The 26,629-nt window shown below is 62.0% G+C and carries 20 protein-coding genes and 1 pseudogene; 3 read left to right on the top strand and 18 right to left on the bottom strand.

All coding sequences use genetic code 11. From position 1 onward, the window contains the following. Positions 1 to 5 precede the first annotated feature (5 nt). The 7 genes and pseudogenes from AC4BCN_RS03715 to pilM all read right to left on the bottom strand — a co-directional run bounded on the left by AC4BCN_RS03715 (position 6) and on the right by pilM (position 8,747). Entirely contained in the window at positions 6 to 1,142 is a 1,137-nt protein-coding gene (locus AC4BCN_RS03715; protein ID WP_485880373.1) for a deoxyguanosinetriphosphate triphosphohydrolase, read from the bottom strand. After that, complete coding sequence (aroKB, locus tag AC4BCN_RS03710) at positions 1,075 to 2,763, bottom strand: bifunctional shikimate kinase/3-dehydroquinate synthase AroKB (RefSeq protein ID WP_490492587.1); 1,689 nt, start codon at positions 2,761 to 2,763, stop codon at positions 1,075 to 1,077. Before aroKB ends, AC4BCN_RS03715 begins: the two co-directional genes overlap by 68 nt. A 39-nt stretch (positions 2,764 to 2,802) precedes the next feature. Further along, positions 2,803 to 4,980 carry an Ig-like domain-containing protein gene (locus tag AC4BCN_RS03705; protein ID WP_490492586.1) on the bottom strand — a complete coding sequence of 726 codons (2,178 nt, stop codon included), beginning with the start codon at positions 4,978 to 4,980 and terminating at the stop codon, positions 2,803 to 2,805. A 112-nt stretch (positions 4,981 to 5,092) separates the two neighbouring features. Next, positions 5,093 to 6,418, bottom strand: a pseudogene (locus tag AC4BCN_RS03700) (type IV pilus secretin PilQ); the annotation flags it as partial. Positions 6,419 to 6,510: 92 nt separating this feature from the next. Continuing rightward, entirely contained in the window at positions 6,511 to 7,542 is a 1,032-nt protein-coding gene (locus AC4BCN_RS03695) for a pilus assembly protein PilP (RefSeq protein WP_490492585.1), read from the bottom strand. Between the two features lie 15 nt (positions 7,543 to 7,557). Next, a complete protein-coding gene (locus AC4BCN_RS03690; RefSeq protein ID WP_490492584.1) occupies positions 7,558 to 8,118 on the bottom strand; it encodes a PilN domain-containing protein in 561 nt (186 codons plus the stop codon). Beyond that, the gene (gene pilM / locus AC4BCN_RS03685) at positions 8,115 to 8,747 is read right to left on the bottom strand and encodes a pilus assembly protein PilM (RefSeq protein ID WP_189396682.1); all 633 of its coding nucleotides are present in this window, start codon (positions 8,745 to 8,747) and stop codon (positions 8,115 to 8,117) included. Before pilM ends, AC4BCN_RS03690 begins: the two co-directional genes overlap by 4 nt. Positions 8,748 to 9,050: 303 nt before the next feature. Between pilM and AC4BCN_RS03680 the strand changes: the two genes are divergently transcribed. Further along, the gene (locus tag AC4BCN_RS03680; protein WP_128141083.1) at positions 9,051 to 11,396 is read left to right on the top strand and encodes a penicillin-binding protein 1A; all 2,346 of its coding nucleotides are present in this window, start codon (positions 9,051 to 9,053) and stop codon (positions 11,394 to 11,396) included. 66 nt (positions 11,397 to 11,462) lie between these two features. Here AC4BCN_RS03680 and cyaY read toward each other — a convergent pair whose 3' ends face one another. Then, positions 11,463 to 11,792, bottom strand: a complete 330-nt coding sequence (gene cyaY, locus AC4BCN_RS03675) for an iron donor protein CyaY (RefSeq protein WP_035824041.1) — start codon at positions 11,790 to 11,792, stop codon at positions 11,463 to 11,465. Positions 11,793 to 11,832: 40 nt separating this feature from the next. Between cyaY and lptM the strand changes: the two genes are divergently transcribed. Then, positions 11,833 to 12,015: an LPS translocon maturation chaperone LptM gene (gene lptM, locus AC4BCN_RS03670; RefSeq protein WP_034753244.1), complete on the top strand. Its 183-nt coding sequence runs from the start codon at positions 11,833 to 11,835 to the stop codon at positions 12,013 to 12,015. Here lptM and msrQ read toward each other — a convergent pair. The 5 genes from msrQ to AC4BCN_RS03645 all read right to left on the bottom strand — a co-directional run bounded on the left by msrQ (position 12,012) and on the right by AC4BCN_RS03645 (position 17,894). Further along, entirely contained in the window at positions 12,012 to 12,665 is a 654-nt protein-coding gene (gene msrQ / locus AC4BCN_RS03665) for a protein-methionine-sulfoxide reductase heme-binding subunit MsrQ (protein WP_490492583.1), read from the bottom strand. The genes lptM and msrQ overlap by 4 nt on opposite strands. A gap of 9 nt (positions 12,666 to 12,674) precedes the next feature. Next, positions 12,675 to 13,652: a protein-methionine-sulfoxide reductase catalytic subunit MsrP gene (msrP, locus tag AC4BCN_RS03660; RefSeq protein ID WP_034753241.1), complete on the bottom strand. Its 978-nt coding sequence runs from the start codon at positions 13,650 to 13,652 to the stop codon at positions 12,675 to 12,677. A gap of 72 nt (positions 13,653 to 13,724) precedes the next feature. Next, positions 13,725 to 14,876: a c-type cytochrome biogenesis protein CcsB gene (ccsB, locus tag AC4BCN_RS03655; protein ID WP_070305283.1), complete on the bottom strand. Its 1,152-nt coding sequence runs from the start codon at positions 14,874 to 14,876 to the stop codon at positions 13,725 to 13,727. Between the two features lie 64 nt (positions 14,877 to 14,940). Continuing rightward, on the bottom strand, positions 14,941 to 17,037 hold the full coding sequence (locus AC4BCN_RS03650; protein WP_490492582.1) for a cytochrome c biogenesis protein ResB: 2,097 nt from the start codon (positions 17,035 to 17,037) through the stop codon (positions 14,941 to 14,943). A 185-nt stretch (positions 17,038 to 17,222) separates the two neighbouring features. Next, complete coding sequence (locus AC4BCN_RS03645) at positions 17,223 to 17,894, bottom strand: c-type cytochrome (RefSeq protein ID WP_128141082.1); 672 nt, start codon at positions 17,892 to 17,894, stop codon at positions 17,223 to 17,225. Between the two features lie 186 nt (positions 17,895 to 18,080). On the opposite strand from AC4BCN_RS03645, the gene yihA reads away from it, so the two are divergent. Then, entirely contained in the window at positions 18,081 to 18,824 is a 744-nt protein-coding gene (yihA, locus tag AC4BCN_RS03640; protein WP_034753234.1) for a ribosome biogenesis GTP-binding protein YihA/YsxC, read from the top strand. Positions 18,825 to 18,900: 76 nt separating this feature from the next. Here the strand turns inward: yihA and AC4BCN_RS03635 are convergent, their stop codons facing one another. The 5 genes from AC4BCN_RS03635 to AC4BCN_RS03615 all read right to left on the bottom strand — a co-directional run bounded on the left by AC4BCN_RS03635 (position 18,901) and on the right by AC4BCN_RS03615 (position 26,508). Further along, entirely contained in the window at positions 18,901 to 19,797 is an 897-nt protein-coding gene (locus AC4BCN_RS03635) for a hypothetical protein (protein ID WP_490492581.1), read from the bottom strand. A gap of 259 nt (positions 19,798 to 20,056) precedes the next feature. Then, positions 20,057 to 23,167: an efflux RND transporter permease subunit gene (locus tag AC4BCN_RS03630; protein ID WP_128141079.1), complete on the bottom strand. Its 3,111-nt coding sequence runs from the start codon at positions 23,165 to 23,167 to the stop codon at positions 20,057 to 20,059. Beyond that, positions 23,164 to 24,336, bottom strand: coding sequence for an efflux RND transporter periplasmic adaptor subunit (locus AC4BCN_RS03625; protein WP_139092241.1), 1,173 nt, complete (start codon positions 24,334 to 24,336; stop codon positions 23,164 to 23,166). Before AC4BCN_RS03625 ends, AC4BCN_RS03630 begins: the two co-directional genes overlap by 4 nt. An 88-nt stretch (positions 24,337 to 24,424) precedes the next feature. Continuing rightward, positions 24,425 to 25,783, bottom strand: a complete 1,359-nt coding sequence (locus AC4BCN_RS03620; RefSeq protein ID WP_490492580.1) for an ATP-binding protein — start codon at positions 25,781 to 25,783, stop codon at positions 24,425 to 24,427. Beyond that, positions 25,780 to 26,508, bottom strand: coding sequence for a response regulator (locus AC4BCN_RS03615; protein WP_034753223.1), 729 nt, complete (start codon positions 26,506 to 26,508; stop codon positions 25,780 to 25,782). The genes AC4BCN_RS03620 and AC4BCN_RS03615 overlap by 4 nt, the downstream gene beginning before the upstream one ends. Between the last annotated feature and the right edge of the window lie 121 nt (positions 26,509 to 26,629).

Here is a 26,629-nt window from a genome sequence, read left to right as displayed (position 1 = left end):
GACTGTTACAACTCGTCGAGCGAATACAGCCGGCGATGCTCGCGGATCGCGTAGCGGTCCGTCATGCCGGCGATGTAGTCGGCGATCTTGCGCGCCTGCTGCGTGACGTCGCCATCCTTGAGCTGATAGTCGGGCGGCAGCAGGGCCGGTTCGGCCATGAAGCTGTCATACAGTTCGCGCACGATGCGGCTGGCCTTTACGCGCATGCGGTTGACCTGATAGTGGCGGTACAGGTTTGCCCGTAAAAAGCGTTTCAGGTCCGTCGCGTCCTTGCGCATGGCGTCCGAAAAACGGATCAGCGGGGCACTCGCGCGCACTTCGTTCACATCACGCGGCGCGGCATCGGCAATCAGGCCGGTCGAGGTGACGATCAGGTCGTCGGCCAGGGCCGTGATCAGGCGGCGCAGGGTTTCATAGATGGCGCGCCGGCCCGACAGGCCGGGGAACGCCTGCTGCACGTCGCGCCACAGGCGGCCGAAGAATTCCACCTCTTCCAGCTGGGCGATGGTGATCAGGCCGGAACGCAGGCCGTCGTCGATATCGTGGCTGTTGTAGGCGATTTCATCGGCCAGGTTGGTCAGCTGCGCTTCCAAGGTCGGTTGCGTGCGGTCGATGAAGCGCTGCGCCACGGGACCCAGTTCGCGCGCATGCGTCAGCGAGCAGTGTTTCAGGATGCCTTCGCGCGTCTCGAACATCAGATTCAAGCCATCGAAGGCGCCGTAGTGCTCTTCCAGGGTGTCGACCACGCGCAGGCTTTGCAGGTTGTGCTCGAAGCCGCCATGCTCCTGCATGCATTCATTGAGCACGTCCTGGCCCACGTGGCCGAACGGCGTGTGGCCCAGGTCATGCGCGAGCGCGATGGCTTCCACCAGGTCTTCATTGAGGCGCAGGTTGCGCGCGATCGAACGCCCCACCTGCGCCACTTCCAGGCTGTGCGTCAGGCGCGTGCGGAACAGGTCTCCCTCGTGGTTGAGGAAAACCTGCGTCTTGTATTCGAGACGGCGGAAGGCCGAGGAGTGGATGATGCGGTCGCGGTCGCGCTGGAACTGGCTGCGCGAGGCGTGTGCCGCTTCATCAAAGCGACGTCCCTGGCCCTGTGCCGAGTGGGCCGCGTAGGGGGCAAGGAAGTCTTCGGGCGTCATGGTATTGCACTCCGGCGGCCAGGGTGGCCAGCACCAGTTCGTGCGGCGCGGCCGTGATGTTCGGGCTGCCCAGCGGTTGCAAGAGGATGAACTTGATGGCGCCGCCCTCGTTCTTCTTGTCCACTTCCATCAGTTCCAGCCAGCGCTCGACACCGAGGTCCGGCGCCTTGACCGGCAGGCCGGCAGCGGCGACGAGCTTGCGCACGCGCTCGACGGCTGCCTCGTCGATATAGCCCATGCGGCACGACAGGTCTGCCGCCATGACCATGCCGCAGCCGACGGCTTCGCCGTGCAGCCAGTGGCCGTAGCCCAGGCCGGCCTCGATGGCGTGGCCGAAGGTGTGACCGAAATTCAGGATGGCACGCAAGCCGCCTTCGCGTTCGTCCTGGCGCACCACGTCAGCCTTGATTTCGCACGAGCGGGCGATCGCATACGCGAGGGCGCCCTTGTCGCGCGCCATCAGCTTGGCCATGTTCGCCTCGATCCAGTCGAAAAACGCGGCGTCGATGATGGCGCCATGCTTGATCACTTCGGCCAGGCCCGCCGACAGCTCGCGCGCCGGCAGGGTTTCCAGGGTCGAGGTGTCGGCGATCACGGCGCGCGGCTGGTAGAAGGCGCCGATCATGTTCTTGCCCAGAGGGTGGTTGATGCCCGTCTTGCCGCCGACGGAGGAATCGACCTGCGCCAGCAGGGTGGTAGGCACCTGCACGAAGCCGATGCCGCGCATGTAGCTCGCTGCCGCATAGCCGGTCAGGTCGCCGATCACGCCGCCGCCCAGCGCCACCAGGGTGGTCTTGCGGTCGCATTTGTTGGCCAGCAGCGCGTCGAAGATCTGCATCAGGCTGGCCCAGTTTTTATATTCTTCGCCGTCCGGCAGGACGATGCTGATCACTTCGCGGCCATCGCTGGCCAGCGCCGCCTGCAGGCGGCCCAGGTACAGCGGCGCGACCGTGGTATTGGTGACGATGGCCACCTTGTGGCCGCTGATATGGCGCAGCAGCGCATCGGCGTCGGCCAGGAGACCAGGACCGATGGCGATCGGATAACTGCGTTCGTCGAGGTCTACGCTCAACAACATTTTGGATTGCTCGTTCATCGAAGGCTCTGCATGAATGACGCAGTTGGGCGAGGCCTCGCATTCGAGGCTGGCCAGCTGCATCAGGATGGTCTGGACCATCGATTGTACGTTAGGACGGCCCGTGTCGATCACAATGTCGGCCACTTCCATGTAATGGGGCTCGCGCTGTGCCGTCAATTCTTCCAGCTTCCGGCGCGGGTCGGCCGTCTGCAACAGGGGGCGGTTCTTGTCGTGGCTGGTGCGCGCGAGGATGTTGCTGACGCTGGCGCGCAGGTACACGACCGTGCCCCGCTCCTTCAGGTAGGCGCGGCTGTCGGCGTTGAGGATGGCCCCGCCACCGGTGGCCATGACGATGCCTTCCTGGGCGCTCAGGTCACGGATGACCTCGGCTTCGCGCCGGCGAAAGCTGGCCTCGCCCTCGATTTCAAAGATCCACGGGATGGTCGCTCCCGTGCGTGCTTCGATTTCGTGGTCGGAATCGACAAAGCGCAAGCCCAGCTTGCGGGCCAGGATGCGCCCGATCGTGGTTTTGCCTGCGCCCATGAGGCCTACTAAAAACAGATTTTGCATGTGCTGCGACAGTTAATTTGGATTACGACAATCAGTGGCTTGCCCATACGGACTAATGACGCCTGGCGGTGAAATATCCACGCGGTTAAAGTCCGTCGCCAGCCCCGGAAGCAAAGTGTAACCGACATAAGTTGCCTCCGTCCCGGAACTATTGCCGCGAATCGTCAATTCGACGTCCAGCCAGTTGGCCCTGTCGCGCGGATAAGTCAGGGTGACGAGCGCCGTTCCCGAGCTGTCGGTCTTGCCGCCGGTCGACAGATTGAGCGGAATACCCGGGTCCAGACGGCCATTCAGATTGAGGTCGTTATTCGGATTGAAGGCGCCGCTGCGGTCCCGGTCTTCATTGTCGCACTTCAGCGCGGCCGCCACCACCCACGACTGGGCAGCCTGGGAATATTGCAGATAGCCCTTGTAATAATAGCGTGGCCAGGCGGCGGCCGTGATGATCACGTCCGGCACGGGGTTGCCGGCGGCATCCGTCACAAACACGCTATACGTCTTGCGGTAGGTGCTGCTGTCGGAGGCGTCGAGCGCATTGCCGCTGCCGGCGCTGATGAACAGCGATTTTTTCGTCACCGTCAGCTTGACCGTGGCCGCATTGCTCGACACGCCCTGCAGCTGCGCCTTGACAACGACGCCATCGACACCGGTGGTGCCCTGCCCCGCGATGTAGCTGACCGTGGCCACACCATCGCTATCGGTGGAGACCAGCGAAGGCGAACTCAGGGAACCATTGCTGGCGTCGGTCTGGATCGAGAAGCTCACCTGTGCGTTCTTGACCAGGTTGTTTTCTGCCGTGCCATCGCGCACGATGGCGCGCAAGGCGCTGCGCTGCGCCGTGCTGCCGGCCGTATTGGCGCCGATGACCGCCGGATCGGCTTGCAGGCTGATCGTGGCCTGGGCCGTCAGTGGTGCAACGAACTCCACTTCCGACTGCACCGAGGCGCCGCTGTCTTCGTACTTCGCCGTGAGGGCGGTCAGGCCGGCGCCGCTGGCCTTTACGTAAGCGATGGCATTGCCACCCACCAGCGCCAGCGGCGCCTGCAATGGCGTGCCGCAGGTCGCGTCCTGATAGATGGCGCCGCGCGACGTGCTGAAACGCACATTGCCCGTTTGTGGCACGCCAGCCACATCGCTATGCACCGTCACCGCATAGCAGGTGTTCGTGTTCAAGGTCGCCAAGGCAACATTGCCTCCCGACACGGCATTGATCGTGAAGTTCGATGCATTAATTACAATGGGCAACACGACGCTGTCACCTTGCGCCTTGACGCTGATGCTGTCGCTGCTGCCCGCCTGAGCGTTGTAGCTCAACACCAGCTGGCCGTTGTTGTCCGTCAGCGCGGGACTGGCGCCGCCGCCCTTGACCGTGATGGCATTGCTGCGGGCGCTGAAGGTCACCGGCTTGCCAACGAGGGGATTGCCGCTCGAATCGACCAGCTTCACCACCATGTCGGTGCTCGTCTTCAGGTTCACCGTCGAAAAGGCACTGATGACCAGCCGGGTACCGCTGACGCCGATGTCCGTGCTGGCCGTCTGCTCACCTGCGCTGGCCGTGACCTTGATCGTGCGCAAGCTGGCGTCGCCACCCGTGTTCAGGCTGACCAGTGCCTGTCCCTGCGCATTGGTATTGACCTTCGTCGCACCCAGCGCGCCCGAATCGGCACTGAATGTCACGCTGGCATTGGGCACGACGGCATTGTTGGCGTCTTTGACAAAGGCGATCATGTTGACGGCGGTACCGCCCGACGACGCCAGGGTGCCACCGGAAGACGTCAGCAGCAAGCTGGCAATGCCGGAGGTGACTGGCACCACTTTCACCACCACGGGCGCCGACTCGACGCCGCTGCTGCTGGCCTTGATGGTAATGTCGCGCAAGCTCGCATCGCCTTTCACGCTGAGTTTTTCCGTCACCGTGCCATTGGCATCCGTCACGCGGTTGGTGTTGCTGATGGTGCCGGAACCGGCGGTAAAGGTCACCGTCTGGCCTGCCATGGCATTATTGCCGGGATTTTTCACTACTGCCGTCAGCACAACTTCCGTGCCGTCCGCGCCCGATGCCACAATCGTTGTTGCGCCAGCCACCAGTACCACGCTGCCGACACCGGCATTCGCGCCATCCTTGACGCCCAGGGTCGGATCGCCGCCACCGCCGCCACAGGCGGCCAGTACAGTGCTCAGAGCCAGCAAGACCAGCCAGTTCGATACCCCACTCCAATAAGTGTTGCCCCAAGATACATTCCGCATAGTCGCCATCAGTCCGCTTTCGTTTGCATTGTTACTTAAACGTAAAGATGTGACATTAACGTGTTGCTGGCTGATCTGCCACTATTTTCGGCGTAATAAACACCATTAGTTCCGTTTTTTCTTGACTGCGGCCCGTGCTGCGGAAAAAAACACCGAGTACGGGAATGTCGCCAAGAATCGGTACCTTGCTGTCCGTGCCCCGTTCGGATTGCTGATAAATACCGCCCAGCACCACCGTGCCGCCATCTTCCACCATCACTTGCGTACGCACGTGCTTGGTGTCGATGGCAAAGCCGGAACGGGTTTCCTGACCCACGCTATCCTTGTTGACGTCCACTTCCAGCACCACGTTGCCGTCCGGCGTGATTTGCGGCGTCACTTCCAGGCGCAGATTCGCCTTGCGGAACGTGATCGACGTGGCGCCGCTGCTGGTGGCTACCTGGTACGGCAGTTCGATGCCCTGTTCGATCAGCGCCAGCACCTTGTCGGCCGTCACCACGCGGGGGCTGGAAATGATCTTGCCCCGGCCGTCCGCTTCCAGCGCCGACAGTTCCAGGTTCAGGAAGCGGTTGGCGGCCGCCGAAAACAGGCTCAGGGCGAAACTGGCCGGCTGCAAGCCATTGATGCTGGCGGCCGGCAAGTTGACGAATTGCGTGTTCGGCACGAAAGCGCCGCTGCCTGCCACCGTTTGCCCCGTCGCCTCGCCCACGCCCTGGTAGCTGCCGCCGATGGCCGCGCGGCGCCCGCTGCCGCCCAGGGAAAAGCCGGGCAACTGGCCCGCAGCCAGGCGCTGGTCCGTAAAACCCAGGCGCGCGCCCAGGTTGCGGCTGAAACTGTCGTTCGCCTCGACGATGCGCGCCTCGATCATCACTTGGCGCGTTGGAATATCCGTCTTGGCGATCAGCTGGCGGATCTGCTCCAGGCGCGCCGGCACGTCGGTGACGAACAGCTGATTCGTGCGCGGCTCGATCAGCACGCTGCCACGGCGCGACAGCAGCCGGCTGCGCCCTTCCCCCGCATCGAGGCCGAACACGGTGCGGAACGCTTCGGCCTTCTGGTAATTGAGCTGGAAAATGGCTGATTGCAACGGTTCGAGTTCCGCGATCTGCGCGCGCTGCTCCAGCTCCAGCTTTTCGCGCGCGAGAATTTCCTCACGCGGCGCGATCCACAGCACGTTGCCATTGCGCCGCATGTCCAGGCCCTTGGCCTGCAGCAGCACGTCGAGCGCCTGGTCCCACGGCAAGTCGCGCAGGCGCACGGTCACATTGCCGGCCACGCTGTCGCTGGCGATGATGTTTTGCCCCGACGCATCGGCCAGGATGTGCAGGGCCGCGCGCACGCCCACGTTCTGGAAATCAACGGAGATTTTGTCGCCCGCATACAGGCGCGGCGCCGTCACCTGCACCACGGCTTCCTGGGCAAGACCGCAGGCATGCAGACACAGCATGGCGACCAGGAGCATGCGGCGCGGCCTCATGGCGCCGCCTCGGGCAGGCTGGCCTTCGGAGCAGCCGCCGCTACCTGCAAGGCCAGGCTACCGCGCCGCTCGCGCCAGGGACCTCGGCCGTCGCGCAGCAATTCGCGGTACTGCACGGCCTGTTCGCTGATGTCCGTCACCACACCGTGGTCTTGTCCCAAGTACTGCCCCACCGCCACCCGGTACACGCGCTGGCCCGCCAGCAGCAATGCGCTCAGGCGCCCATCCTGTTGCACGCTGCCAACCATGCTGATGGCCGGCAAAGCCACGCTTTCCAGCGGCTCGCGCACACGCCGCAGATCTGGCCCCGCCACGCCCCGCTGCCGACAGGGCACCGGCGGCAAGGCATTAAATGGATCGGCCAGGGCGGCCGCTTCGTAGGGATGCGGCGCGACAGCGGCAAGCGGACGCCAAGTTGGTGTCACTGCGGGCGCGCCCGCCTTGGGCGGCAATGCCGCTTGCGCCGCCAGCTCCCCCGCTTCGGGCAAGCGATACGCTTGCAGCACGGCATCGAGGGTCAGCAAGCGGTCCTTGCCAAGGGTCAGGGCCAGCGCATGCACGGTGACGATGCGCGGCAAGCGCGCCAGGTCCGCCAGCAGCGCACCCATGGCGTGATAGCCACCGCGCAACTGTATGGCGATCGGCAAGGCGACATAAGGCGCTTGCGGCCGCGCAGCACCGGGCTTGAACAGTGAAAATTGCAGTCCGCGCGCCTGGCCAGCGGCGTTAATGTCCGTCAACAGTGCCGCCATCGCTTGCTGGTCCGGCAATTGCTGTTCCAGCAGGGCCAGTTCGGCGCCGGCCTGGCGCTGCTGCGCGCGCCACTGCGGCAACCGCTTCGCCCTGGCCTGCGCCGCCAGATAATCGGTGCGCAAGCGCCCCTCCTCGCCTTGCGCCACCTGCACGGCGGCCATCAAGCCATCGAGCCACACAACGTGCAGCAGCGCAGCCACCAGCGCACCGGCCAGGGCGGCGCAAGCGAAGCGCGCCGGTAGCGGCCACAGCGACGCGGTCTTCAAGCTCAGCATGATCAACCTCCACGACTAAGATTGTCCAGCGGGTGCCAAAGCCAGCCGTATCGTCCATTCCACGGCGCCATCAACCGCGCCGCGCACTTCCAGCACTTCCGGGCGGGACCAGGGCGCGGCCTGTTCGAGCGCCAGCAGCAATGCCGCGACCTTTTCCTGCGACACGGCCTGCCCTTGCAGCCGCACCATCGCCGTTTCCTGGCGCACACTGTGCAAGGCGACACCGGCCGGCATCGCCCGGGCCAGGGCCGCCAGCATGCGCACCCAGGCATGGCGTTGCTCTTGCAAACTGGCAATGGCCTGCTGGCGCTGCAGCAGCGCCGCCGTCTCGCCCTGCACCCGCTTGCCGGCGGCGAGGACGGCATTGACTTGCTGCGTGCGATGTTGCCAGTCCTCCTGGCGGCGCAGCTGCGCGTCGAGCTGCTGTTGCAGCCAGGCGCCTGCCGCCAGGGCCAGCAGCAATCCCAGCAGTGCCCCGCCGGCCAGTTGCCACAGCAGCCACTGAATGCGCTTGCGGCGCGCCACCTGGCGATACGGCAAAAGGTTGATGCACGGCGCTTCCGCCACGGCCTTCATCGGGCGTACCGGTGCATGGCCAGGCCCCAGGCCAACTGGTACGCCACGCCACCGTCGGACAAGGCTTGCCAGCCGCCCTGCGCGAGCGCCGCCTGCAAGGCCAGCGCCTCGCTATCCATGATGACCGGCGTCAAGCCGGCCGCCTTGGCCGCATCGAGGCGGCGCTGCACGCTGGCGCGCCGCGCCGCCACCAGCAGCACGTCGATCTCGCTGCAGGTCTGGCCGGCAAGCGGCGGCGCGGGGCCGAGCATGACAAAATCCAGACTGGCGTCTTCCAGCGCAAACGGCATGTATTGCGCCGCTTCCAGTTCCACGAGGATTTCCAGCTGTTCCTCCGGCAATCCGGCAGGCAGGCGGATCGCATGCGTGATCAGGGCCGTGGCCGGCATGGCCAACGCCACGCGGGTGCAGGTGCTGCCACTGTCGCGGCATGCCTGGCGCACGGCATCGGCCATGCCTTCCATATCTTCGACATTGCCTTCAAGCATCACTCCTGCGGCCAGCGCGGCGCTGCCGCAATGCCGGCACGACAGTTTCCCCCGCCGGCGTCCCAACTCGACCACGCGCACGGCATCGTCCGCCATGTCGACGCCCAGCAAGCCGGTGCCAAGAAAACTGCTGATGGACATGTTTTTCATAGAGAAAAGTCAGCGTGGAAGGAGGTCCTGCCATCCGAAAGCCTAGTCCCGGCAGCGCTGGCTTGTAAATGGATTTCACGCTGGTCTCTGCGGCGCGCGGCGCCTATCTGGCGGGGCCGTGATCTGGCGCAGGATAATTGTTACCAAATCCTGGTTGCCAGCGGGCCAATACACGCTTATATAGAGTATCGGCAAGTTTCGACTGTCGCCCCCGGCAAGCGCCACAGCGCGCTGCCACCCCGGCAAGCTCGCTTATAATTGGCCGGCATAAATTAACCGAAAGACATGACACGCATGACATCTTCAAAATCCGCTGGCCCCGCTGGCTCGAAGCCGCCCACCAAGGGCAGCAAACCCAAACGTTTCCTGCTGATGGCACTGGCATCGCTGCTGGGCCTGGGCATCGTCGGCGTGCTGCTGGTGGTATTCGGCCTGGCCATGGCGTATCCGAACCTGCCGGCGCTCGATACCCTGACCGATTACAAGCCGAAAATGCCGCTACGCATTTTCACTTCCGACAGCGTGCTGATCGGCGAGTTCGGCGAAGAGCGCCGCAACATGGTGCACATCAAGGATATTCCCGATGTCATGAAGAAAGCCGTGCTGGCCATCGAAGATGACCGCTTCTATGAGCATGGCGGCGTCGATTACCTGGGCATCACGCGTGCGGCCCTGCACAACCTGACGGGCGGCGCCAAGCAAGGCGCCTCGACCATCACGCAGCAGGTGGCGCGCAATTTCTTCCTGTCCAGCGAACAGACCTTGAAACGCAAGGCGTATGAAGTCTTGCTGGCCTGGAAGATCGAGAAAAACCTCAGCAAGGACCAGATCCTCGAAGTGTATATGAACCAGATTTATCTGGGACAGCGCGCCTACGGTTTCGCCTCGGCCGCGCAAATCTATTTCGGCAAGAATATCCAGGACCTGACCGTGGCCGAAGCGGCCATGCTGGCCGGCTTGCCGAAGGCGCCGTCGGCCTACAATCCCGTCGTCAATCCGAAACGCGCGCGCATGCGCCAGCAATACATTCTGCAGCGCATGGCGCAGCTGGGCTACATCACGCCAGAGCAATACACGGAAGCCAAGAATGAAGAGCTGAAAGTGAAAACCGACAGCAGCGCCTTTGGCGTGCACGCGGAATACGTGTCGGAAATGGCGCGCCAGCTCGTCTACGAACAATTCAAGGAAGACACCTATACGCGCGGCCTGAACGTCTACACCACCATCACCAAGGCCGACCAGGACGCCGCCTACATCGCCTTGCGCAAGGGCGTGATGGATTACGAAAAACGCCACGGCTACCGCGGTCCGGAAGCGTATATCGAAATTCCGAAAACCAAGGCCGAAGCCGATGACGCGATCGAGACGGAACTGGCCGACCACCCGGACAGCGACGACATCATCGCCGCCATGGTGCTGCAGGCCTCGCCAAAATCCATCCAGGCAGTGACCTCGGCCGGCGAGGAAATCACCATTACCGGCCCCGGCCTGACCTTCGGCGCGGCCTGGCTGTCGGAAAAAGCGGCGCCCAACCGCCGCATCAAGCGCGGCGCCGTGATCCGCGTCATGCAAGAAGGCAATGCCTGGGTCTTGACGCAGATGCCGGAAGTGCAATCGGCGTTCGTCTCGGCCAGCACCACCGACGGTGCCATCCGCGCCATGGTGGGCGGCTTCGATTACAACCGCAACAAGTTCAACCACGTCACGCAGGCGTGGCGCCAGCCCGGTTCGGCCTTCAAGCCCTTCATCTATTCCGCTTCGCTGGAGCGTGGCCTGTCGCCGGCCACCATCATCAACGATGCGCCGATCTCGTTCGACGCGGGCCAGACGGGCGGCCAGGCGTGGGAACCGAAGAACTACGACAGCAAATACGATGGCCCGATGACCATGCGCAAGGGTTTGATGAAATCGAAAAACATGATTTCCATCCGCATCCTGCACAAGATCGGCGCCAAGTATGGCCAGGAATACGCGACGCGCTTCGGCTTCGACGCGGACAAGAACCCGCCATACCTGACCCTGGCCCTGGGCGCCGGCAACGTGACACCGCTGCAGATGGCGGGTGCCTACGCCGTGTTCGCCAATGGCGGCTACAAGATCAACCCCTACCTGATCGCCAAGGTCACCGATAGCGATGGCAATGTCTTGTCGCAAGCCAAGCCGGACCTGGCGGGCGAGGAAGCCAACCGGGTCATCGACGAGCGCAATGCCTTCATGATGAACAGCATGCTCAACGACGTCGTGCGCTTCGGCACGGCCAATAAAGCCATGGCCCTAAAGCGTCCCGACCTGGCCGGCAAGACGGGCACGACCAACGATTCCATCGATGCGTGGTTTGCCGGCTACCAGGCCAAGCTGGTCGGTATCGCCTGGATCGGCTACGACCAGCCGCGCAACCTGGGCAACCGGGAAACGGGCGGCGGCCTGGCCTTGCCGATCTGGATCAGCTACATGGCGAAAGCTCTGAAAAGCATTCCCGTCGAGGAACGCGCCGTGCCGGAAGGTCTGATCCACGTGGGCGACGAGTATTACTATGCGGAAAATCCACCGGGCACGGGCGTCGGCAGCCTGGAAGGCGCGGCGCGCGGCACGCCGGAGGAAGAGAAAGCGAAAGAGGCCGTGAAGAACGAGTTGTTTTAAACGGTAATCATGCAAAAAGGGCAGCCTGCAAAGGCTGCCCTTTTTTTATTGCCACGGCAGTCAGAATTACTTCAGGACCACCGGCGCGCCCGCCTGCTCGCTGGCCATGGCCGACAGGGCCGCGAACAGTTCCGAGCCGTCGCGCGTGTTGATCCACTCGTCGCCCACGCGCTTGTAGTGGAAACCGCCGGAACGGGCGGCTACCCACATTTCACGCATGGGGGCCTGGCTGTTGACGATGATTTTCGTGCCGTTGTCGATGAACTCGATTTCCAGCACATTGCCGCTGCGGCTGCATTCGACGTCGAGCACGTCTTCATCGTTCAGCCGGTCCAGCGCCGCCTCGATCTGGGTCAGGGTGGCTTCGGCCAGGGCCAGGAATTCCGATTCGCTCATGCTACACTCCAAAGATCTTAATCAAACCGTGATTCTAATCGTGAAGTCATCCTCAGCGTTTTATATCGGCACCGCCATTGTGGTTTCTAGCGTCCTGGCCGGCTGCGGCCAGACCGGCCCCCTGTACCTGCCCAAGCCACCTGCGGCCAAAGGCGCGCCAGCCAAAGGCCCCGTCGAACCGGCGCCCGTGCCGCCGCCACCGGTGATCGTGCCGGCAACCTAGGTCGAGCGTGCCGGGGTGGCAGCCTTGGCCGCCCTGGCGCTTTTCTCTCGCTTGCTCCAGGCGAAATAAACGCGGATTAACAGCAGTAGCGCGACGATGCTGCCGAACAGGATCGGTTGCGCGAAATTATTCTTGCCCGCCTTCATCCACCAGAAGTGCAAGATGCCCAGCGGCGCGATGATGTAGATCAGCCGGTGCAACCACTGCCAGCGCTTGCCACCCAGTCGCTTGACCATGCCATTCGTGCTCGTCACGGCCAGCGGAATGAGCAGCACGAAAGCGATAAAGCCTACCGTGATGAACGGGCGCTTGAGCACGTCCTTCCACATTTCCTGCACATCGAAAAAGTGATCGAACCATAAAAAGGTGGTGAAGTGCAGCACCGCGTAGAAAAACGCGAACAGGCCCAGCATGCGCCGCAGCTTGATCAGCCAATTCCACTGCGTGAAGCGGCGCAAGGGCGTCACCGCCAGACTGATGCACAGGAAATACAGGGTCCAGTCGCCCGTGCCGCGCGTGATGAATTCCAGCGGCTCCACCAGCTGCCCCGTGTACGTCAGCCAGACCATGCGTGCAAACGGCAGCAGCGCCAGCAAAAAGATCAGGCTTTTCAGCAGCGACAACTGCCTGGCTGTGGGATTGAGGGCCATGGTCGTTCCTTAAAAGAACTTCTTCAGGTCCATGCCCGCGTACAGGGAAGCGACATCGTTGTAACCGTTGAACATCAGGGTCTTGCGTTTGCGCGCGAGAAAACCGTCTTCGCCGATACGCCGCTCGGAAGCTTGCGACCAGCGCGGATGATCGACGTTGGGGTTCACGTTCGAGTAAAAACCGTATTCGGACGGCGCCGACAGGTTCCAGGACGTGCGTGGCTGTTCCTTGACGAAACGGATCTTGACGATGGATTTGGCTGACTTGAAACCATATTTCCACGGCAAGACCATGCGCACGGGCGCGCCGTTCTGGTTCGGCAAGGTTTCGCCATACATGCCCAAAGTCAGCAGCGCCAGCGGATGGTTCGCCTCATCGATGCGCAAGCCTTCCGTATACGGCCACTGCAACACGCGGCTGCCCACGCCCGGCATCTGCTTCTTGTCGGCCAGGGTGATGAATTCCACGTACTTGGCATTGCCCGTCGGCTCGACCTTCTTGATGATTTCCGAGAAGGAATAACCGACCCAAGGGATGACCATCGACCAGCCTTCCACGCAGCGCAGCCGGTAGACGCGCTCTTCCAGCGGCGCCAGCTTCAGCAGCGCGTCGAGGTCCAGGGTCATTGGCTTCTTGACTTCGCCTTCGATGCTGACCGTCCACGGCCGCGTGCGCAGGGTGCCCGCGTTTTGCGCCGGATCGCTCTTGTCTGTGCCGAATTCGTAGAAATTGTTGTAGCTGGTGGCGTCTTTATACGCCGTCTGCTTGTCCAGCGCCGAATAGGCGGGATTGAGCTTGGCAGCCAGCTTGGGATTCGTGCCTTGTGCGAAGGCTTCGCGGCTGGCCATTTCCAGCAAGGCCGCACTGGACACGGAGCCCAGCGCCACTTGCTTGATGAAGCTGCGGCGCGATTCAAACACGGCGCGCGGCGTGATTTCGGAAGAATACGGCAACTCAATGCCGTTGGGACTGCGCTTGATCAACATGGCGGCTCCGGAAAAAGGTGATTGGATATACCTTACACCAGTTTTTCCGGGCCGTTCATGACGCTTCTGTCATTAAAGTTTGCCGTAAGAATGCAGGCCGGAAAGGAACATGTTCACGCCCAAAAACGCGAAGGTCGTCACCAACAAACCCACCAGCGCCCACCACGAGGCGACGCGGCCGCGCAAGCCCGTCATCAGGCGCATGTGCAGCCAGGCTGCATAGTTGAGCCAGACGATCAGCGCCCACGTTTCTTTCGGATCCCACGACCAGTAGCCGCCCCATGCTTCGGCCGCCCACAGGGCGCCCAGGATGGTCGCTACCGTAAAGAAAGCGAAGCCGACGGAAATAGCCTTGTACATGACGTCGTCGAGCACTTCCAGCGACGGCAAACGGTCGACCAGGTAGCCGCTCGACTTGAGCAGGTAGGCCGCAGCCACCATGGCCGACAGGGCGAAGGTGCCGTAGCCGATGAAGTTGGCCGGCACGTGGATTTTCATCCACCAGCTTTGCAGGGCCGGCACCAGCGGCTGGATTTCGGCCGCGTCGCGCGTGACCGTGTACCACATCAGGAACACGACGGCCGCCGAAATGACCAGCATGACGAAGGCGCCCAGCTGGCGCGTCGCGTAGTGCTGCTCGTAGTACAGGTAGAACATGGCCGTGATCAGGGAAAACAGGATGAACACCTCATACAGGTTCGACACGGGAATATGGCCCACGTCGGCGCCGATCAGGTAAGACTCGTACCAGCGCACCAGCATGCCCGTCAGGCCCAGCACGACGCCGGCCCAGCACAGCAGGGAGCCGACGGACGAGCCGAATTCCGAGCGCGCCACCAGGCCGATCCAGTAGAACAGGGTCGACAGCACGAAAAGCGTACCCATCCACAAGATGGCGGACTGGCTCGACAAGATATATTTCAGGAAGAATTTCTGGTTCGCCATCTCCAGGTGACCCGCGTACAGCTCGATGGCGAACAGCGACAGCACGGCCGCCACGGGGATCAGCCAGCGCACGGGCTTCCAGTACCAGCCCAGCCACGCGAACGTGGGCGCTGCGGCCAGCAGGATGGCTTTTTCATAGATATCCATGAATTCGCCAAAGCGCATCAGGCCGAACAGGGAGGCGGCCAGCAAGCCGGCGCCGTACAGCCAATCGATCAGGCTCAGGCGCTTGAAAAATCCTGGTTCCTGCGTATATATTTGCTTGTTTGCCAATTCCATCATTTTCTCCATTCCCGGCGGCGCTGCAGCGTTCCGAAACTCAGCTAATCCAACTCAGCGCAGCTTACGCCGATTGCGGCAGCTTTGCCTTCAAGTTCTCAAATTCTTTTTCAAAATCCAGGGTCTTGCGTTGCGTGCTCATGGCCATCAAGGCTTCGCTGCCGCCTTCGCCATCCTTGATCCACACCCACAGGCGGCGTTCGCGGATATAGAACATGGAAAATACGCCGATCACGAGGAACAGACAACCGAGGTAGACCACGCTCTTGCCCGGCGAACGCGTCACCTGCAGCACGGACGCCTTGATTTCCGTAAAGTCGTCGAGCTGCAGATACACGGGCGCGCCATAGAAGAAGCTGTCGGACAGCGCATTCGTGGCCAGTTGCAGGAAGCGGCCGTGCTTGTCATCGGCCTCGATGGCTTTCAAGCCATCCTGCGCGCGCGCCGCCTGCCACAAGTCCCACAGGCTGCCATTCAAGATTTTCATGAAGATATCGGCCGCTTTTTCTTGCTCGGCGGCAGGAATTTTCTCCAGGAAACGTGAGATGGCGAGGAAACCGCCCTCTTGTCCATTGCCGGCAAAGATGCCCAGGCTTTTCGCGGCCGATTCCTGCAACTGGCCGCGCAACGCTTCCGCGCCCGCCTGCGGCATGGCGCGCGCCGCATAGCGCGTGGCCGCCTGCTGGCGCAGCGCCGGATCTTGCAGCGCGGCACGCAAACGCATCCATTCATTCACGCTGTAATTGTCATCGGCGGGAATGCGCAGATAGCTGAACGGGTCGCTGGGGTTGACGCGCATGCCGGCCAGGAACACCGTCGTGCCATCGACGGTGACGGGCTGCATATAGTTCTGGTACTCGCGCGCCTGGCCCGTCTTGTCGCGCAATTTGTATTGCACCGAGGGACCGACGTTCTTGAGATCCTTGTTGTTCGCGTTCTTCGCGGCCGAACCAAGGCGCTTGTCCAGGCCGACGGAGAACTTCTCGTTGAAACTTTCCGCCTTGCTGACGGCGCGCACATCCTGGCCCGCGCTGAGGTTTTCCACGTTAAACGGGCGGAAACCCGACCATTCCACCGTGTAGGAATTGCCATCGCTGCGCTCGAGCGGCGTGCTGCCGCCCACTTCGCCGCCGATATCGAAGCGTTTCGTCGTCTTGCCCGTCATGGGAAAACCCGTCAACTTGAGCTTGCTGCCGCCATCTTCAAAGCTCGACTGGTACAGGGCCAGGCCCTTGTACAGGAGCGGCTGGTTGACTTTGATGGTCGCTGGGAAGCTTTTCCCTGTTTCATGATCGGTCACCACGACATCGCTGGCGAACAGCTTGGGCATGCCCGTGCTGTAGAAATCGATGTGGAATTTTTTCAGCAGGATGGTGATGGGCAAATCCTGGATCAGCACGCCATCGGCCTGGGGAATGATGGCCGTGTTGCTCGACGAGCCTTCCGGGATCATGGTATTGCCGCGGAAAGTGGGGTTCGACAGGCTCAGACGGTGCCGTGCGGGAATGTCGGCGATCACGCCGCTGCCGGCAAATGGCGTCTTGCCAAAGAACCATTGCTGTACGCGGATCGGCATTTCCGAATCGAGCAAGCCGCCCACGCAGATGATGACGATGGCGCCGTGGGCAAAGATATAGCCCCATTTATTGGCCGCGCCCCGCTTGGCGGCCACCAGCGTGGCGTTGTCCTTCTCGACCACCTTGGCCGCATAGCCGGCGTCTTTCAGGCGCATCACCATCTGCTGGGCCAGCACGGCGCGTGGCAGCGGCGCCTGCCATTCCAGCTTGTGGTGGAAATTGCGCAACGATTGCTCGCGCACGGTTTCGCGCCAGCTGCGCATATCCTTGAGCATCTTCGGCGCATTGCGCACGATGCACAGCGAGGTCGAGGCGACGAGGAAACCCATGATCACGAGGAACCACCAGGCCGAATACACGGAATACAGGCTCAGTTTGTCGAAAACGGCGAACCAGAACGGACCGAACTGGTTCACATAATTGGGCATGGGCTCGTTTTGCTTGAGCACGGTGCCGATGATCGATGCGACGGCGATCAGGGTCAGCAGGCTGATGGCAAAGCGCATCGACGAGACCAGCTCGACGAACTCAGCCAGGCTGCGGCGTTGGGTCTTTAACTCGATTCCGGTCGTGCCTGTGCTCATACGTGGATACTCATACGGGATATGCAATCTTCAAGAAAATGTAGGCATGGAGCAGAGTGTTTCTCCGCGCAAGGCGGCAGCATACTCCTGTTTGGTCCCTGCCATGAAAAAGGGCAGCCCGTTGAGACGGCCGCCCTTGTTCACGCGCGCTGGTGCGCCTGGCAATCTCTTGCCACTATGAAAACTTACTTCAGGCCGGCGATATAGTCGGCCACGGCGGCGATCTCGTCATCCGACATGCGGGCGGCGATGGTGTGCATTTCCGCGCTGTTCTTGCGGGCATCGGCCTTGGTGCTGCGGAACAGCGTCAGCTGGGCCACCGTGTAATCCTGGTGCTGGCCGGCGATGCGCGGATACTGGACGGGAATGCCATTGCCCGTCGCGCCATGACAGCTGGCGCAGGCGGCAACTTGCTTTGAGGCAATGCCGCCACGGTAAATTTTCTTGCCCAGGTCGATCGTATCCTTGTTTTTCGCGGCGCCCGGCTTGGACAGCTGCGCGCCCAGGTAGGCGGCGATATTCTTCTTGTCGGCGTCGCTGAGCATCTTCGCGTACGTCGTCATGACGGGCTGGTTGCGCTGCGGCGTCGTGAAATCGACCAATTGCTTGTAGATATAGCTTTCGTGCTGGCCGGCCAGCTTCGGATTGACCGCGATGGTCGAATTGCCGGCCGCGCCATGGCAGGAGACGCAGGCAGGCAAGCCGCGCGCCGCATCGCCATCGGCGTACAGGGTAGCGCCCTTGGCAGCGTCAGCCTTGATGGCCGGTTTCGGTGCTTCGACCGCGGAGGCAGTTGCCGATACAGCCAGCAAAGCGAGCAGCATGGATTTGAACAACGGTGAAAACGCACGATTCATTCAGGCACCCTGAGACAGTGAGAAATTAGTGGTGGACATTGCCGCGCCCTGTGGATTTTTGCTTTATTTTCAGGGCCGCAAGCCGCATCGCTGCTACGCCGGCAACAATAAACAACCCCTTATTGTACAATAGCTTCTTGGCGTTATCGCTCCCTTATCGCTCCCTTTTGTTGCTTTACTACTCCCATGTCAAAACTCTGGCAAGCCCGCTTCTTTACGACCGTCAACCAATTGCGTGACCTGCCCGATACCACGGTGCCGGAAATCGCCTTTGCCGGCCGCTCCAATGCCGGTAAATCGACCGCCATCAACATCTTGTGTAATCAGAAAGGCTTGGCGTTCGCCTCCAAGACACCTGGCCGTACCCAGCACATCAACTACTTCTCCATCGGCGGCGCCCACGTGGCGCAGCACCGCAAGGATGCCACCATCGTCGAAGAGATCGAATGCCTGCTGGTCGACTTGCCGGGCTACGGCTACGCGGAAGTATCGGGCTCGGCCAAATTGCACTGGCAGCGCCTGCTGGGCGACTACGTACAGCGCCGCGAACAATTGGCCGGTTTGATCCTGATCATGGATTCGCGCCGCCCGTTCACCGACCTGGACATCCAGATGCTGGAATGGTTCGCCCCGACGGGCAAGCCGATCCACTGCATCCTGACGAAAGTCGATAAGCTGAACCGCAACGAATCGGTGAATGCCTTGCGCCAGGCGAAAGCCAAGCTCGACAGCTACGTGGATGAAGACGGCGTTGGCTTCCCGTTCACCGTGCAATTGTTCTCGGCCCTGAAAAGAGTCGGCATCGACGAAGCCAACGACAAGATCATGGAACTGGCCGGCATCAGCGAAGATGGCGCGGCCCAGATGGTCGAACTGATCGAGATGGAAGACGACGTCGAGCCGGAAGCGGGAACCGACAAACCGGCTTGATCGAGATCAACGCTACGTAAAAAAGGCTGCCCGTTCACACGGCGCAGCCTTTTTTTATTGCCGCGTTTCCGACCGTCTAGCGCCGTCCCGGCCCAGAGCGCTTCTCGGAAAAGAATTCCTGGCGCAGGAACGCCGTCAGCTCGGCCGTGTCTTCCACGCGGGCGCTGAGGTTGACGTTACGTCCCAGGCGCCGCGATTCCCAGACGAAGTCACCGGGTTTTTCAGCACGGATCAGCTGGATCATCTTCTTGATGATGGCTGATTCGATATCGGGTTCATTGCCCAGTTCGACTTTTTCCTGCTTCAGCCAATTGCGCTTGAAATTGCCATTCCAGCCCTTGAACTTGACTTCCGCGCTGAACGAGGTCTGGTTGACGATGGAAAACACGCCGCCCGAATCCTCGCGGTCGCTGCCGGAATTGCGTCCCTGGGCGCCGGCGATATTCGCCTTGGCCACGCGCATGGCGCGATCGTTTTCGCTTTCCTCGGCCGGCGGCGTGGGATTTTGCGCCTCGCGCTGCTTGCGGCGCTGCTCGATCATCGAGCTCATGTCTTCAGCCGGTGGTGGCGGCAACGGCACTTTCGATACCAGCGGCGGCGTGTAGGTTTCCAGTTTCGGCTTGTCGCGCGGCACGTCTTTTGTCACCACGCGCTTGCTCGGCGCTGGCGGCGGTTTCACCTTGGCCACTTTCGTGTCCTTCGGTTTCGGTGTGGGCTTCGGTTGCGGCTTGTCTTTCAGCGGCGCGATGTAGACCATCGCGCTTTCCTTCTTCGGCGGCGGAATCTTTTCAATCTTGTCGCTGCGCAACAGGACATACGCCGCCAGCAGCACGTGCAGCAAGACGGACACGCCAAGCGCTACCTTGCGCGTCGTGCTGGTCTTGGACCCGTAGGCCGGTGGTGGCTGGATCACTTGCCCGCAGGTGGGGCAAACATCGGAATCGGCAGCCAACAAATGGGTCGTGTCATGCAAAATGAATCGTGCTTTCTGTGTAGCGAAGAAATAACATTACAGGGAAGCCATAGTGCCAGAGTCCCTTGCTTTTGGGAACACTTCCTCGGCCTTTCCAACCCGAAGCGTACAGGATAGCGACATTCCTTGCAGCGCTGACCAGAGTACCCGAGCCCTCCCTTGACGGTTGTTACCGTATGTATCACTGCCCATACAAAACCGGCGCCCCATTCACGCAGGAAGGGGACGCCGGTCACGGGTCACGCAAGTGCTCACGTACTCAAGCCTTGTTGTCGAGCGCCACCAGTTGCTCGTCCGTCATCGGCCCCGTGCCGCTGTACTTGTCCAGGAACAAATAGATGACGGGAGTGATGAACAGGGTAATCACTTGCGAGAACAGCAATCCGCCGACTACGGCCAAGCCCAGCGGCTGGCGCAGCTCGGCGCCGGCGCCCAGGCCCAGGGCGATCGGCAAGGCGCCCATCAGGGCTGCCGCCGTCGTCATCATGATGGGACGGAAACGCAGAATGCACGCCTGGCGGATGGCCTCAGGTGGGCTCATGCCTTCATTGCGCTGCGCATGCAGGGCGAAGTCGATCATCATGATGGCGTTTTTCTTGACGATACCGATCAGCATCAGGATACCGATGATGGCGATCATGGTCAGGTCCATGCCGAACAGGCGCAGGGTCAGCAGCGCGCCCACGGCCGCCGATGGCAAGCCGGCCAGGATGGTCAGCGGGTGGATATAGCTTTCATACAGCACGCCGAGCAGCACATAGATCACGACCAGCGCGGCAATGATGAGGATGATCTGACTAGCCTGCGAGCTCTGGAACACGGCCGCGTCGCCGCCATAGCGCGTGATGATGGAGGCTGGCAAGCTCATTTCCTTGGCCATCGCGTCGATCTTGCCCGTGGCGATGCCGAGCGGCACGTCCGGCGCCAGGTTGAAGGCGATGGTGACGGCCTGCAACTGCCCCTGGTGGTTGACGGACGTGGGACCGATCGTGCGTTCCACGTAGGCAATACTCGACAGTTTCACCAGTTCGCCCGTCTTGCTGCGCACGGACACGCGCGTGAGCGCATCGTCATACTGGCGGTCTGCCGTGGCCGCTTCCAGGATCACGTAATAGCTGGCTGCCGACGAATAAATGGTTGACACTTGCCGCTCGCCAAAGGCGCTGTACAGGGCCGTGCGGATATCGGACATTTGCACGCCCAGCAGATTGGCCTTGTCGCGGTCGATCCTCAGCGAGGCCTGCAAGCCCTTGATCTGCGAATCGCTGGTGACGTCGCGGAAGGCGGGATCCGTGCGCATGCCGGCAATAAACTTTTCCGCCCAGTCATTCAGGGCGTCGGGACTGACGCTTTGCAAGGTGTACTGGTAGCGGCTCTTGCTCTGGCGCCCGCCCAGCTGCAAGTTTTGCACGGGACGGAAATACACGGCCATGCCCGGCACGGTGCCCGCCGCGCGGCGCAGGTTTTCCAGCACCACGGGCATTTTCGGCCGCTCGCTGCGCGGTTTCAAGACCATGAACATGCGGCCCGTGTTGCCGCCGCCGACGAACGACGTCACGTCCTGCACGCTCGGGTCCGCCTTGAGCACGGCCGCCACGCGCGCTTGCAAATCCTGCAGCGCCGCAGATGAGATGTCTTCCGACGCTTCCGTATTCACCTGGATCTGGCCCAGGTCTTCCTCGGGGAAGAATCCTTTCGGAATAGTCGCGTACAGCAGCACCGTCAGCGCAAAGGTGCACACGGCAACGAACAGCACCACGTTGCGGTGCGCCAGGGCCTTGTCGAGCAGATGCACATAGCCGTTGCGCAATGCCGTGAAACCCGCTTCGAAATGACGGCCGATAAAGGTTTTCTCGCCATGGCTCGGGTCGCTGTCATTGTGCTCGCGCGAGTCGGCCGGCAGGAAGCGGCTGGCCAGCATCGGCACCAGGGTCAGCGACACAATGGCGGACACCAGCACGGCCAGCGAGACGACAACGGCGAACTCATGGAACAGCAAACCGATCACGCCCGGCATGAAGAAGATGGGGATGAACACGGCCACCAGCGAAACGGAAATAGAAATGATGGTAAAGCCCATCTCTTTCGCCCCTTCGAGGGCCGCGCGTATCGGTTTCTTGCCCATTTCGATATGGCGCACGATGTTTTCCAGCACCACGATGGCATCGTCGACGACGAGGCCGACGGCCAGGGTAATGCCCAGCAGGGAAACGTTGTCGAGGCTGTAGCCGAGCCAGTACAGCAGGGCCAGTGCGCCGAGCAGCGAGATCGGCATGGTGACGGCCGGAATGAAAGTGGCGGCCGCGCGGTGCAGGAACAAAAAGATCACCAGCACGACCAGCACCACCGTCAGGGCCAGGGTCAGATTCACGTCGTGGATGGCTTCGCGGATCGATAGCGAACGGTCATTGACCAGGCTGATCTGTATCGACTGGGGCAATTGCTCCTTGAAGCCTGGCAGCAATCGGCGCACGCCATCGACCACTTGCACGGTGTTGGCGTCCGGCTGGCGCTGCACCATCAGGCTGATCGAGCGCTCGCCATTGAAACTGCCGACGGCCTTGATCGATTGAAAGCTGTCTTCCACCTCGGCCACGTCTTTCAGGCGCACGGGCTGGCCATTGCGGCTGGCGACGATCAGTTCGGCAAAATCGGCCGCTTTCATCATTTGCGGATTGCCCTGGATGGTCAGGGTCTGGCTGGGGCCGTCAAGGATGCCCAGCGGGGAATTCGTGTTCGAGGTGCGCAAGGCAATGGCCAGCTCGTCCATCGTCAGATTGCGCGCATTCATCAGGTCGGCACGGGCGCGCACACGCACGGCAAAGCGCTTCTGGCCATTGACGATGACCTGGGCGACGCCGGGCAGGGTCGACAGGCTCGGCGCGATCAGGTTTTCCGCATAATCGTTAAGGTCCGACAAGTTCAGCGAGGGCGACGTCATCTGGATGAACAGCACGGGCGCATCGGCCGGATTGACCTTGCGGTAGGACGGCAAGTCCGTCATTTCCGTCGGCAACTGGCGCTGCGCGCGCAGCAGGGCCGCCTGCACATCGACGGCCGCCTCGTTGACATTGATGCTGGCGTCAAACTCCAGGGTCAGCGAGGTATTGCCCAGGGTACTCGTGGACGTAATCAGGCTGAGGCCGGAAATGGTGGAAAACTGTTTTTCCAGCGGCAAGGCGACCGAGGACGCCATGGTTTCCGGGCTGGCACCGGCCAGGTCCGCGCTCACGTTGATGACGGGCGTGTTGTAGCTAGGCAAGGCTGCCACGGGAATTTGCAGGTAGGCCAGCACGCCGGCCAGGATGATGGAGAGGGACAGCAGCACCACCATGACGGGGCGGCGGATGCTCAGTTCGGACAGGTTCATGCTGGCTTGCCCTGCGGTGCGGCGGCGCCATCGGCAGCCTTGTGTTTTTCCGCCAGGTGCACCTTGCTACCCGGACGCAAGTTCTGCTTGCCATCGACGATGACTTTTTCATCGCCGGCCAGGCCGGTGACGACGGCATTCGGTCCAAATGCATACACGCGGGCAATCTTGCGCATCTTGGCCGTGCTGTCCGCTTCCATCGAGTACACAAACGTGCCGGAAGTACTCGTGATGATGGCGTTTTGCGGGATCACCAGCGCATCCTTGAGGGTGCGCACGGTCAGCTGCGTATTCACGTACTGGCCTGGCCACAAATCGGTGCCGCCATTATTGAAACGGGCCTTGATCTTGATCACGCCCGTGGCGGGATCGACGGCATTGTCGATAAAGTTCAGCTTGCCATCGAGCTGCTTGCCCCCCGCATCCGACAACAGCGCCGTGACAGGCACCTCGCCCGCCTTTTGCGCCGCCAGCAAGCCGGACAAGCTGCTTTCCGGCAAGGTGAAAGCCACATCGATCGGGTCGAGCTGGGTGATGCTGGTCAGCGACGTGGTCGGCTGCACCAGGCTGCCCGCGTAGACATTGATGGCGCCCACCCTGCCCGCCTGCGGCGCGCGCAGGACGGTGTAGCTGGAATCGACCTGGGCCGCGCGCAAGGCGGCCTGATCGGCGGCCAGCAAGGCGCGTGCCGCGTCGAGCTGGCTTTGCAGGGTATCGACGGCGCCCTGGGCGATGAAATTCTTGCTCAGCAAATCCTGGTTGCGCTTGAGCTGGCGCTCGAAGTCCTGCACCGAGGCGCGGTCGCGCAAGACTTGCGCCTGTGCCTTGTCGACATTCGCATGCTCGCTGCGCGCATCCAGCGTAAACATCAGCTCGCCCTGCTTGACGAACTGGCCTTCGCGGATATGCACCTTGCTAATCGTGCTGGTCGTCTGCGGGTGCAAGTCGACGCTGCTGATCGGCGTCACGCTGCCATTGGCTTGCAGCACCATCGGCACATCCTGGCGCACGGGCGCGACCACGCTCACCGTCGTCGGCGCCTGTCCGCCCTTGCCCCCTTTGCCATCCTGCCCACCGGTCGCCGCGCCGGACGGATGAGTGAAATACCAGATGCCGCCACCGATACACAGGGCCGCACCCACGAGGATTGCCAGACTAGTCTTTTTCATTGTTCTGTCATGCTGTCGCAGCGCAGGGCTGCAGGTTGAATGTAGTTGCCAGGGAGGCATAAAGCACAATATTGTCGCACGGAAATGCTCACTTTCCTGCGTAATACTCTGGCACGATGAGGGTGACTTCCAGTCCACCGTCGACGTGATTGGACAGCAAAACCGTGGCGCCGTGCTGCTCGGCGATATTGCGCGCGATGGTCAGGCCCAGGCCCGTGCCGCCCGACTCGCGCGAACGCGACGTCTCGATACGGTAAAACGGTTCAAACACCTTGGCCAGCTGATCTGGCGCAATGCCCGGCCCGCCATCGCGGATGCGGATGCGCGCGGCACCGGGGATGCGCTCAACGGTAACCTGCGCGTACTGGCCATATTTGACAGCATTGTCGATCAGGTTCACCAGGCAGCGCCGCATGGCGATCGGGCGCGCCATCAAGGCCATGCCCGCCTGTCCACTGAGGGTGACTTTCTGGCCGGCATCGGCCGCGTCGGAGCAGACGCTATCCAACAGGGAATCAAGATCGAGCGCCTGCATCGCTTCCGTGCTGTCCATCGAGCGGGCCAGCTCCAGCCCTTCCTTGACCATGCTTTGCATGGCCGACAGGTCGCCCACGAGGCGGTCATACAATTCCGTATCGGCCACTTTTTCCAGGCGCAAGCGCAAGCGCGTGAGCGGTGTTTGCAAGTCGTGCGTGATGGCGGCCAGCATCTGTGTACGCTGGGAAATATGCTGGCGGATGCGCGCCTGCATGGCATTGAAAGCGGCGCTGGCCTGGCGGATCTCGCTGGCGCCCGACAGGGTCAGCGGCGGATGGTTGATGTCGTTGCCCAGGTCTTTCGCCGCCTGCGCCAGCTGCTTGAGCGGGCGCATGGTCATGCGCGTGACCAGGTAGGCGAGGATGGCGATGCTGATCAGGAAAGGCAGCAAGGTCATCCAGTCGTTATGTTCATTGAACGGCGGCTGCTGGCGCGGTGGCAAGACCATCAGGCGCAGCACGTGGCCATCCTGCATGCGCACATCGAGATTTTCGCAGGTGCCGCCCCATGGCTTGGCGGAAAACATGCCCGGTGATTTGCGCGGCTCGATACAGGCGGCCGGACGTTCGGCCAGCGCGCTGACCTTGAAGCCTTCACCCAGCTTGGCTTGCAGGGCGGTGGAAAATTCCGTCGGCTTGCCGGGTACATGCTCGACGTCGGGGCGCAATTCCAGGCGCACGCTGCCCTTGTTGGCCACCTTCAGGTAGGCGGCGCGCGAGGCCAGCGGTACCACGTCGGCCGCCATCACCAGCTGCTCGGCCCGCTCGACGGCGTGGTAATCGCGGTATTGCTCGATGGCGCGCTGGCGTTCGCCCACGGCCAGCCACTGCGTCAGCGCGGCCGAAGCGACGATGCCGATCAGCAAAAACACGAAGACTCTGCCCGTCATCGAGCCCAGGAAGGCCTTCACGCGTGCGGCTCCACATTGACCTGGCCGGCCAGCACGTAGCCGCCGTTGCGCACGGTCTTGATGATTTGCGGCAAGCGGGCATCTTCACCGAGCTTTTGCCGCAGGCGGCTGATCTGGATATCGATCGAGCGGTCGAACGGGTCCGCGTCGCGGCCCTGCGTCAGGTTCAGCAACTGGTCGCGGTTGAGCACGCGGTTCGGGTGCTCGAGGAAGACGCGCAGCAAGCGGAATTCCGCGCCCGACAGCATGATCACGAGGCCGCTGGGATTGAGCAGGTGGCGCGCCGTCAAGTCCAGGGTCCAGCCGGAAAAGCGGATTTGCTGCGCCTTGTCCGACGGCACGTTCGACGGCATGGCATGGCTGCGGCGCAGCACGCTGCGTATGCGCGCCAGCAGTTCGCGGGGCTCGAACGGTTTCGGCAAGTAATCGTCGGCGCCCATTTCCAGGCCCAGGATGCGGTCCAGCGGCTCATTGCGCGCCGTCAGCATGATCACCGGTACGGTTGACTGCGCGCGCAGCTTGCGGCACAAGGTCAGGCCATCGTCGCCGGGCAGGTTCAAGTCGAGCACGATCAGATCGGGCCGCGTTTCATCGAGGATTTTCCACATGGCCGTGCCATCTGCCGCGCCCAGGGTGCGGTAGGCGTTCGTTTCCAGGTAGTCCGCCAGCAGGCTGCGGATATCGCGGTCATCGTCGACGATGAGAATTGTAGAAGTGGGTTCCATGGTACGAATTATCCCCACTTCCCCCGGCCTTGCACAACGCATTTGTATCGTCTTGTATATAGAAGACCCGAAGAAACATATAGATACAAACTGTCTGGCAGCGGACACTTCGGGGAAACAT

It is taken from the genome of Janthinobacterium sp. Bl 1 (genome assembly GCF_058215535.1).
This window is presented reverse-complemented; position numbering and strand designations above follow the sequence as displayed.

Bases quoted from the DNA above. Each gene is read 5' to 3' on its own strand.
- AC4BCN_RS03690 (WP_490492584.1), bottom strand. From the start codon at position 8,118: ATGAAGGCCGTGGCGGAAGCGCCGTGCATCAACCTTTTGCCGTATCGC.
- AC4BCN_RS03630 (WP_128141079.1), bottom strand. From the start codon at position 23,167: ATGAACCTGTCCGAACTGAGCATCCGCCGCCCCGTCATGGTGGTGCTG.
- AC4BCN_RS03650 (WP_490492582.1), bottom strand. From the start codon at position 17,037: ATGAGCACAGGCACGACCGGAATCGAGTTAAAGACCCAACGCCGCAGC.
- yihA (WP_034753234.1), top strand. From the start codon at position 18,081: ATGTCAAAACTCTGGCAAGCCCGCTTCTTTACGACCGTCAACCAATTG.
- AC4BCN_RS03625 (WP_139092241.1), bottom strand. From the start codon at position 24,336: ATGAAAAAGACTAGTCTGGCAATCCTCGTGGGTGCGGCCCTGTGTATC.
- ccsB (WP_070305283.1), bottom strand. From the start codon at position 14,876: ATGGAATTGGCAAACAAGCAAATATATACGCAGGAACCAGGATTTTTC.
- AC4BCN_RS03645 (WP_128141082.1), bottom strand. From the start codon at position 17,894: ATGAATCGTGCGTTTTCACCGTTGTTCAAATCCATGCTGCTCGCTTTG.
- pilM (WP_189396682.1), bottom strand. From the start codon at position 8,747: ATGTCCATCAGCAGTTTTCTTGGCACCGGCTTGCTGGGCGTCGACATG.
- msrP (WP_034753241.1), bottom strand. From the start codon at position 13,652: ATGTTGATCAAGCGCAGTCCCAACGGCATTGAGTTGCCGTATTCTTCC.
- cyaY (WP_035824041.1), bottom strand. From the start codon at position 11,792: ATGAGCGAATCGGAATTCCTGGCCCTGGCCGAAGCCACCCTGACCCAG.
- msrQ (WP_490492583.1), bottom strand. From the start codon at position 12,665: ATGGCCCTCAATCCCACAGCCAGGCAGTTGTCGCTGCTGAAAAGCCTG.
- aroKB (WP_490492587.1), bottom strand. From the start codon at position 2,763: ATGGGCGCAGGCAAAACCACGATCGGGCGCATCCTGGCCCGCAAGCTG.
- AC4BCN_RS03615 (WP_034753223.1), bottom strand. From the start codon at position 26,508: ATGGAACCCACTTCTACAATTCTCATCGTCGACGATGACCGCGATATC.
- AC4BCN_RS03695 (WP_490492585.1), bottom strand. From the start codon at position 7,542: ATGCTGAGCTTGAAGACCGCGTCGCTGTGGCCGCTACCGGCGCGCTTC.
- AC4BCN_RS03680 (WP_128141083.1), top strand. From the start codon at position 9,051: ATGACATCTTCAAAATCCGCTGGCCCCGCTGGCTCGAAGCCGCCCACC.
- AC4BCN_RS03715 (WP_485880373.1), bottom strand. From the start codon at position 1,142: ATGACGCCCGAAGACTTCCTTGCCCCCTACGCGGCCCACTCGGCACAG.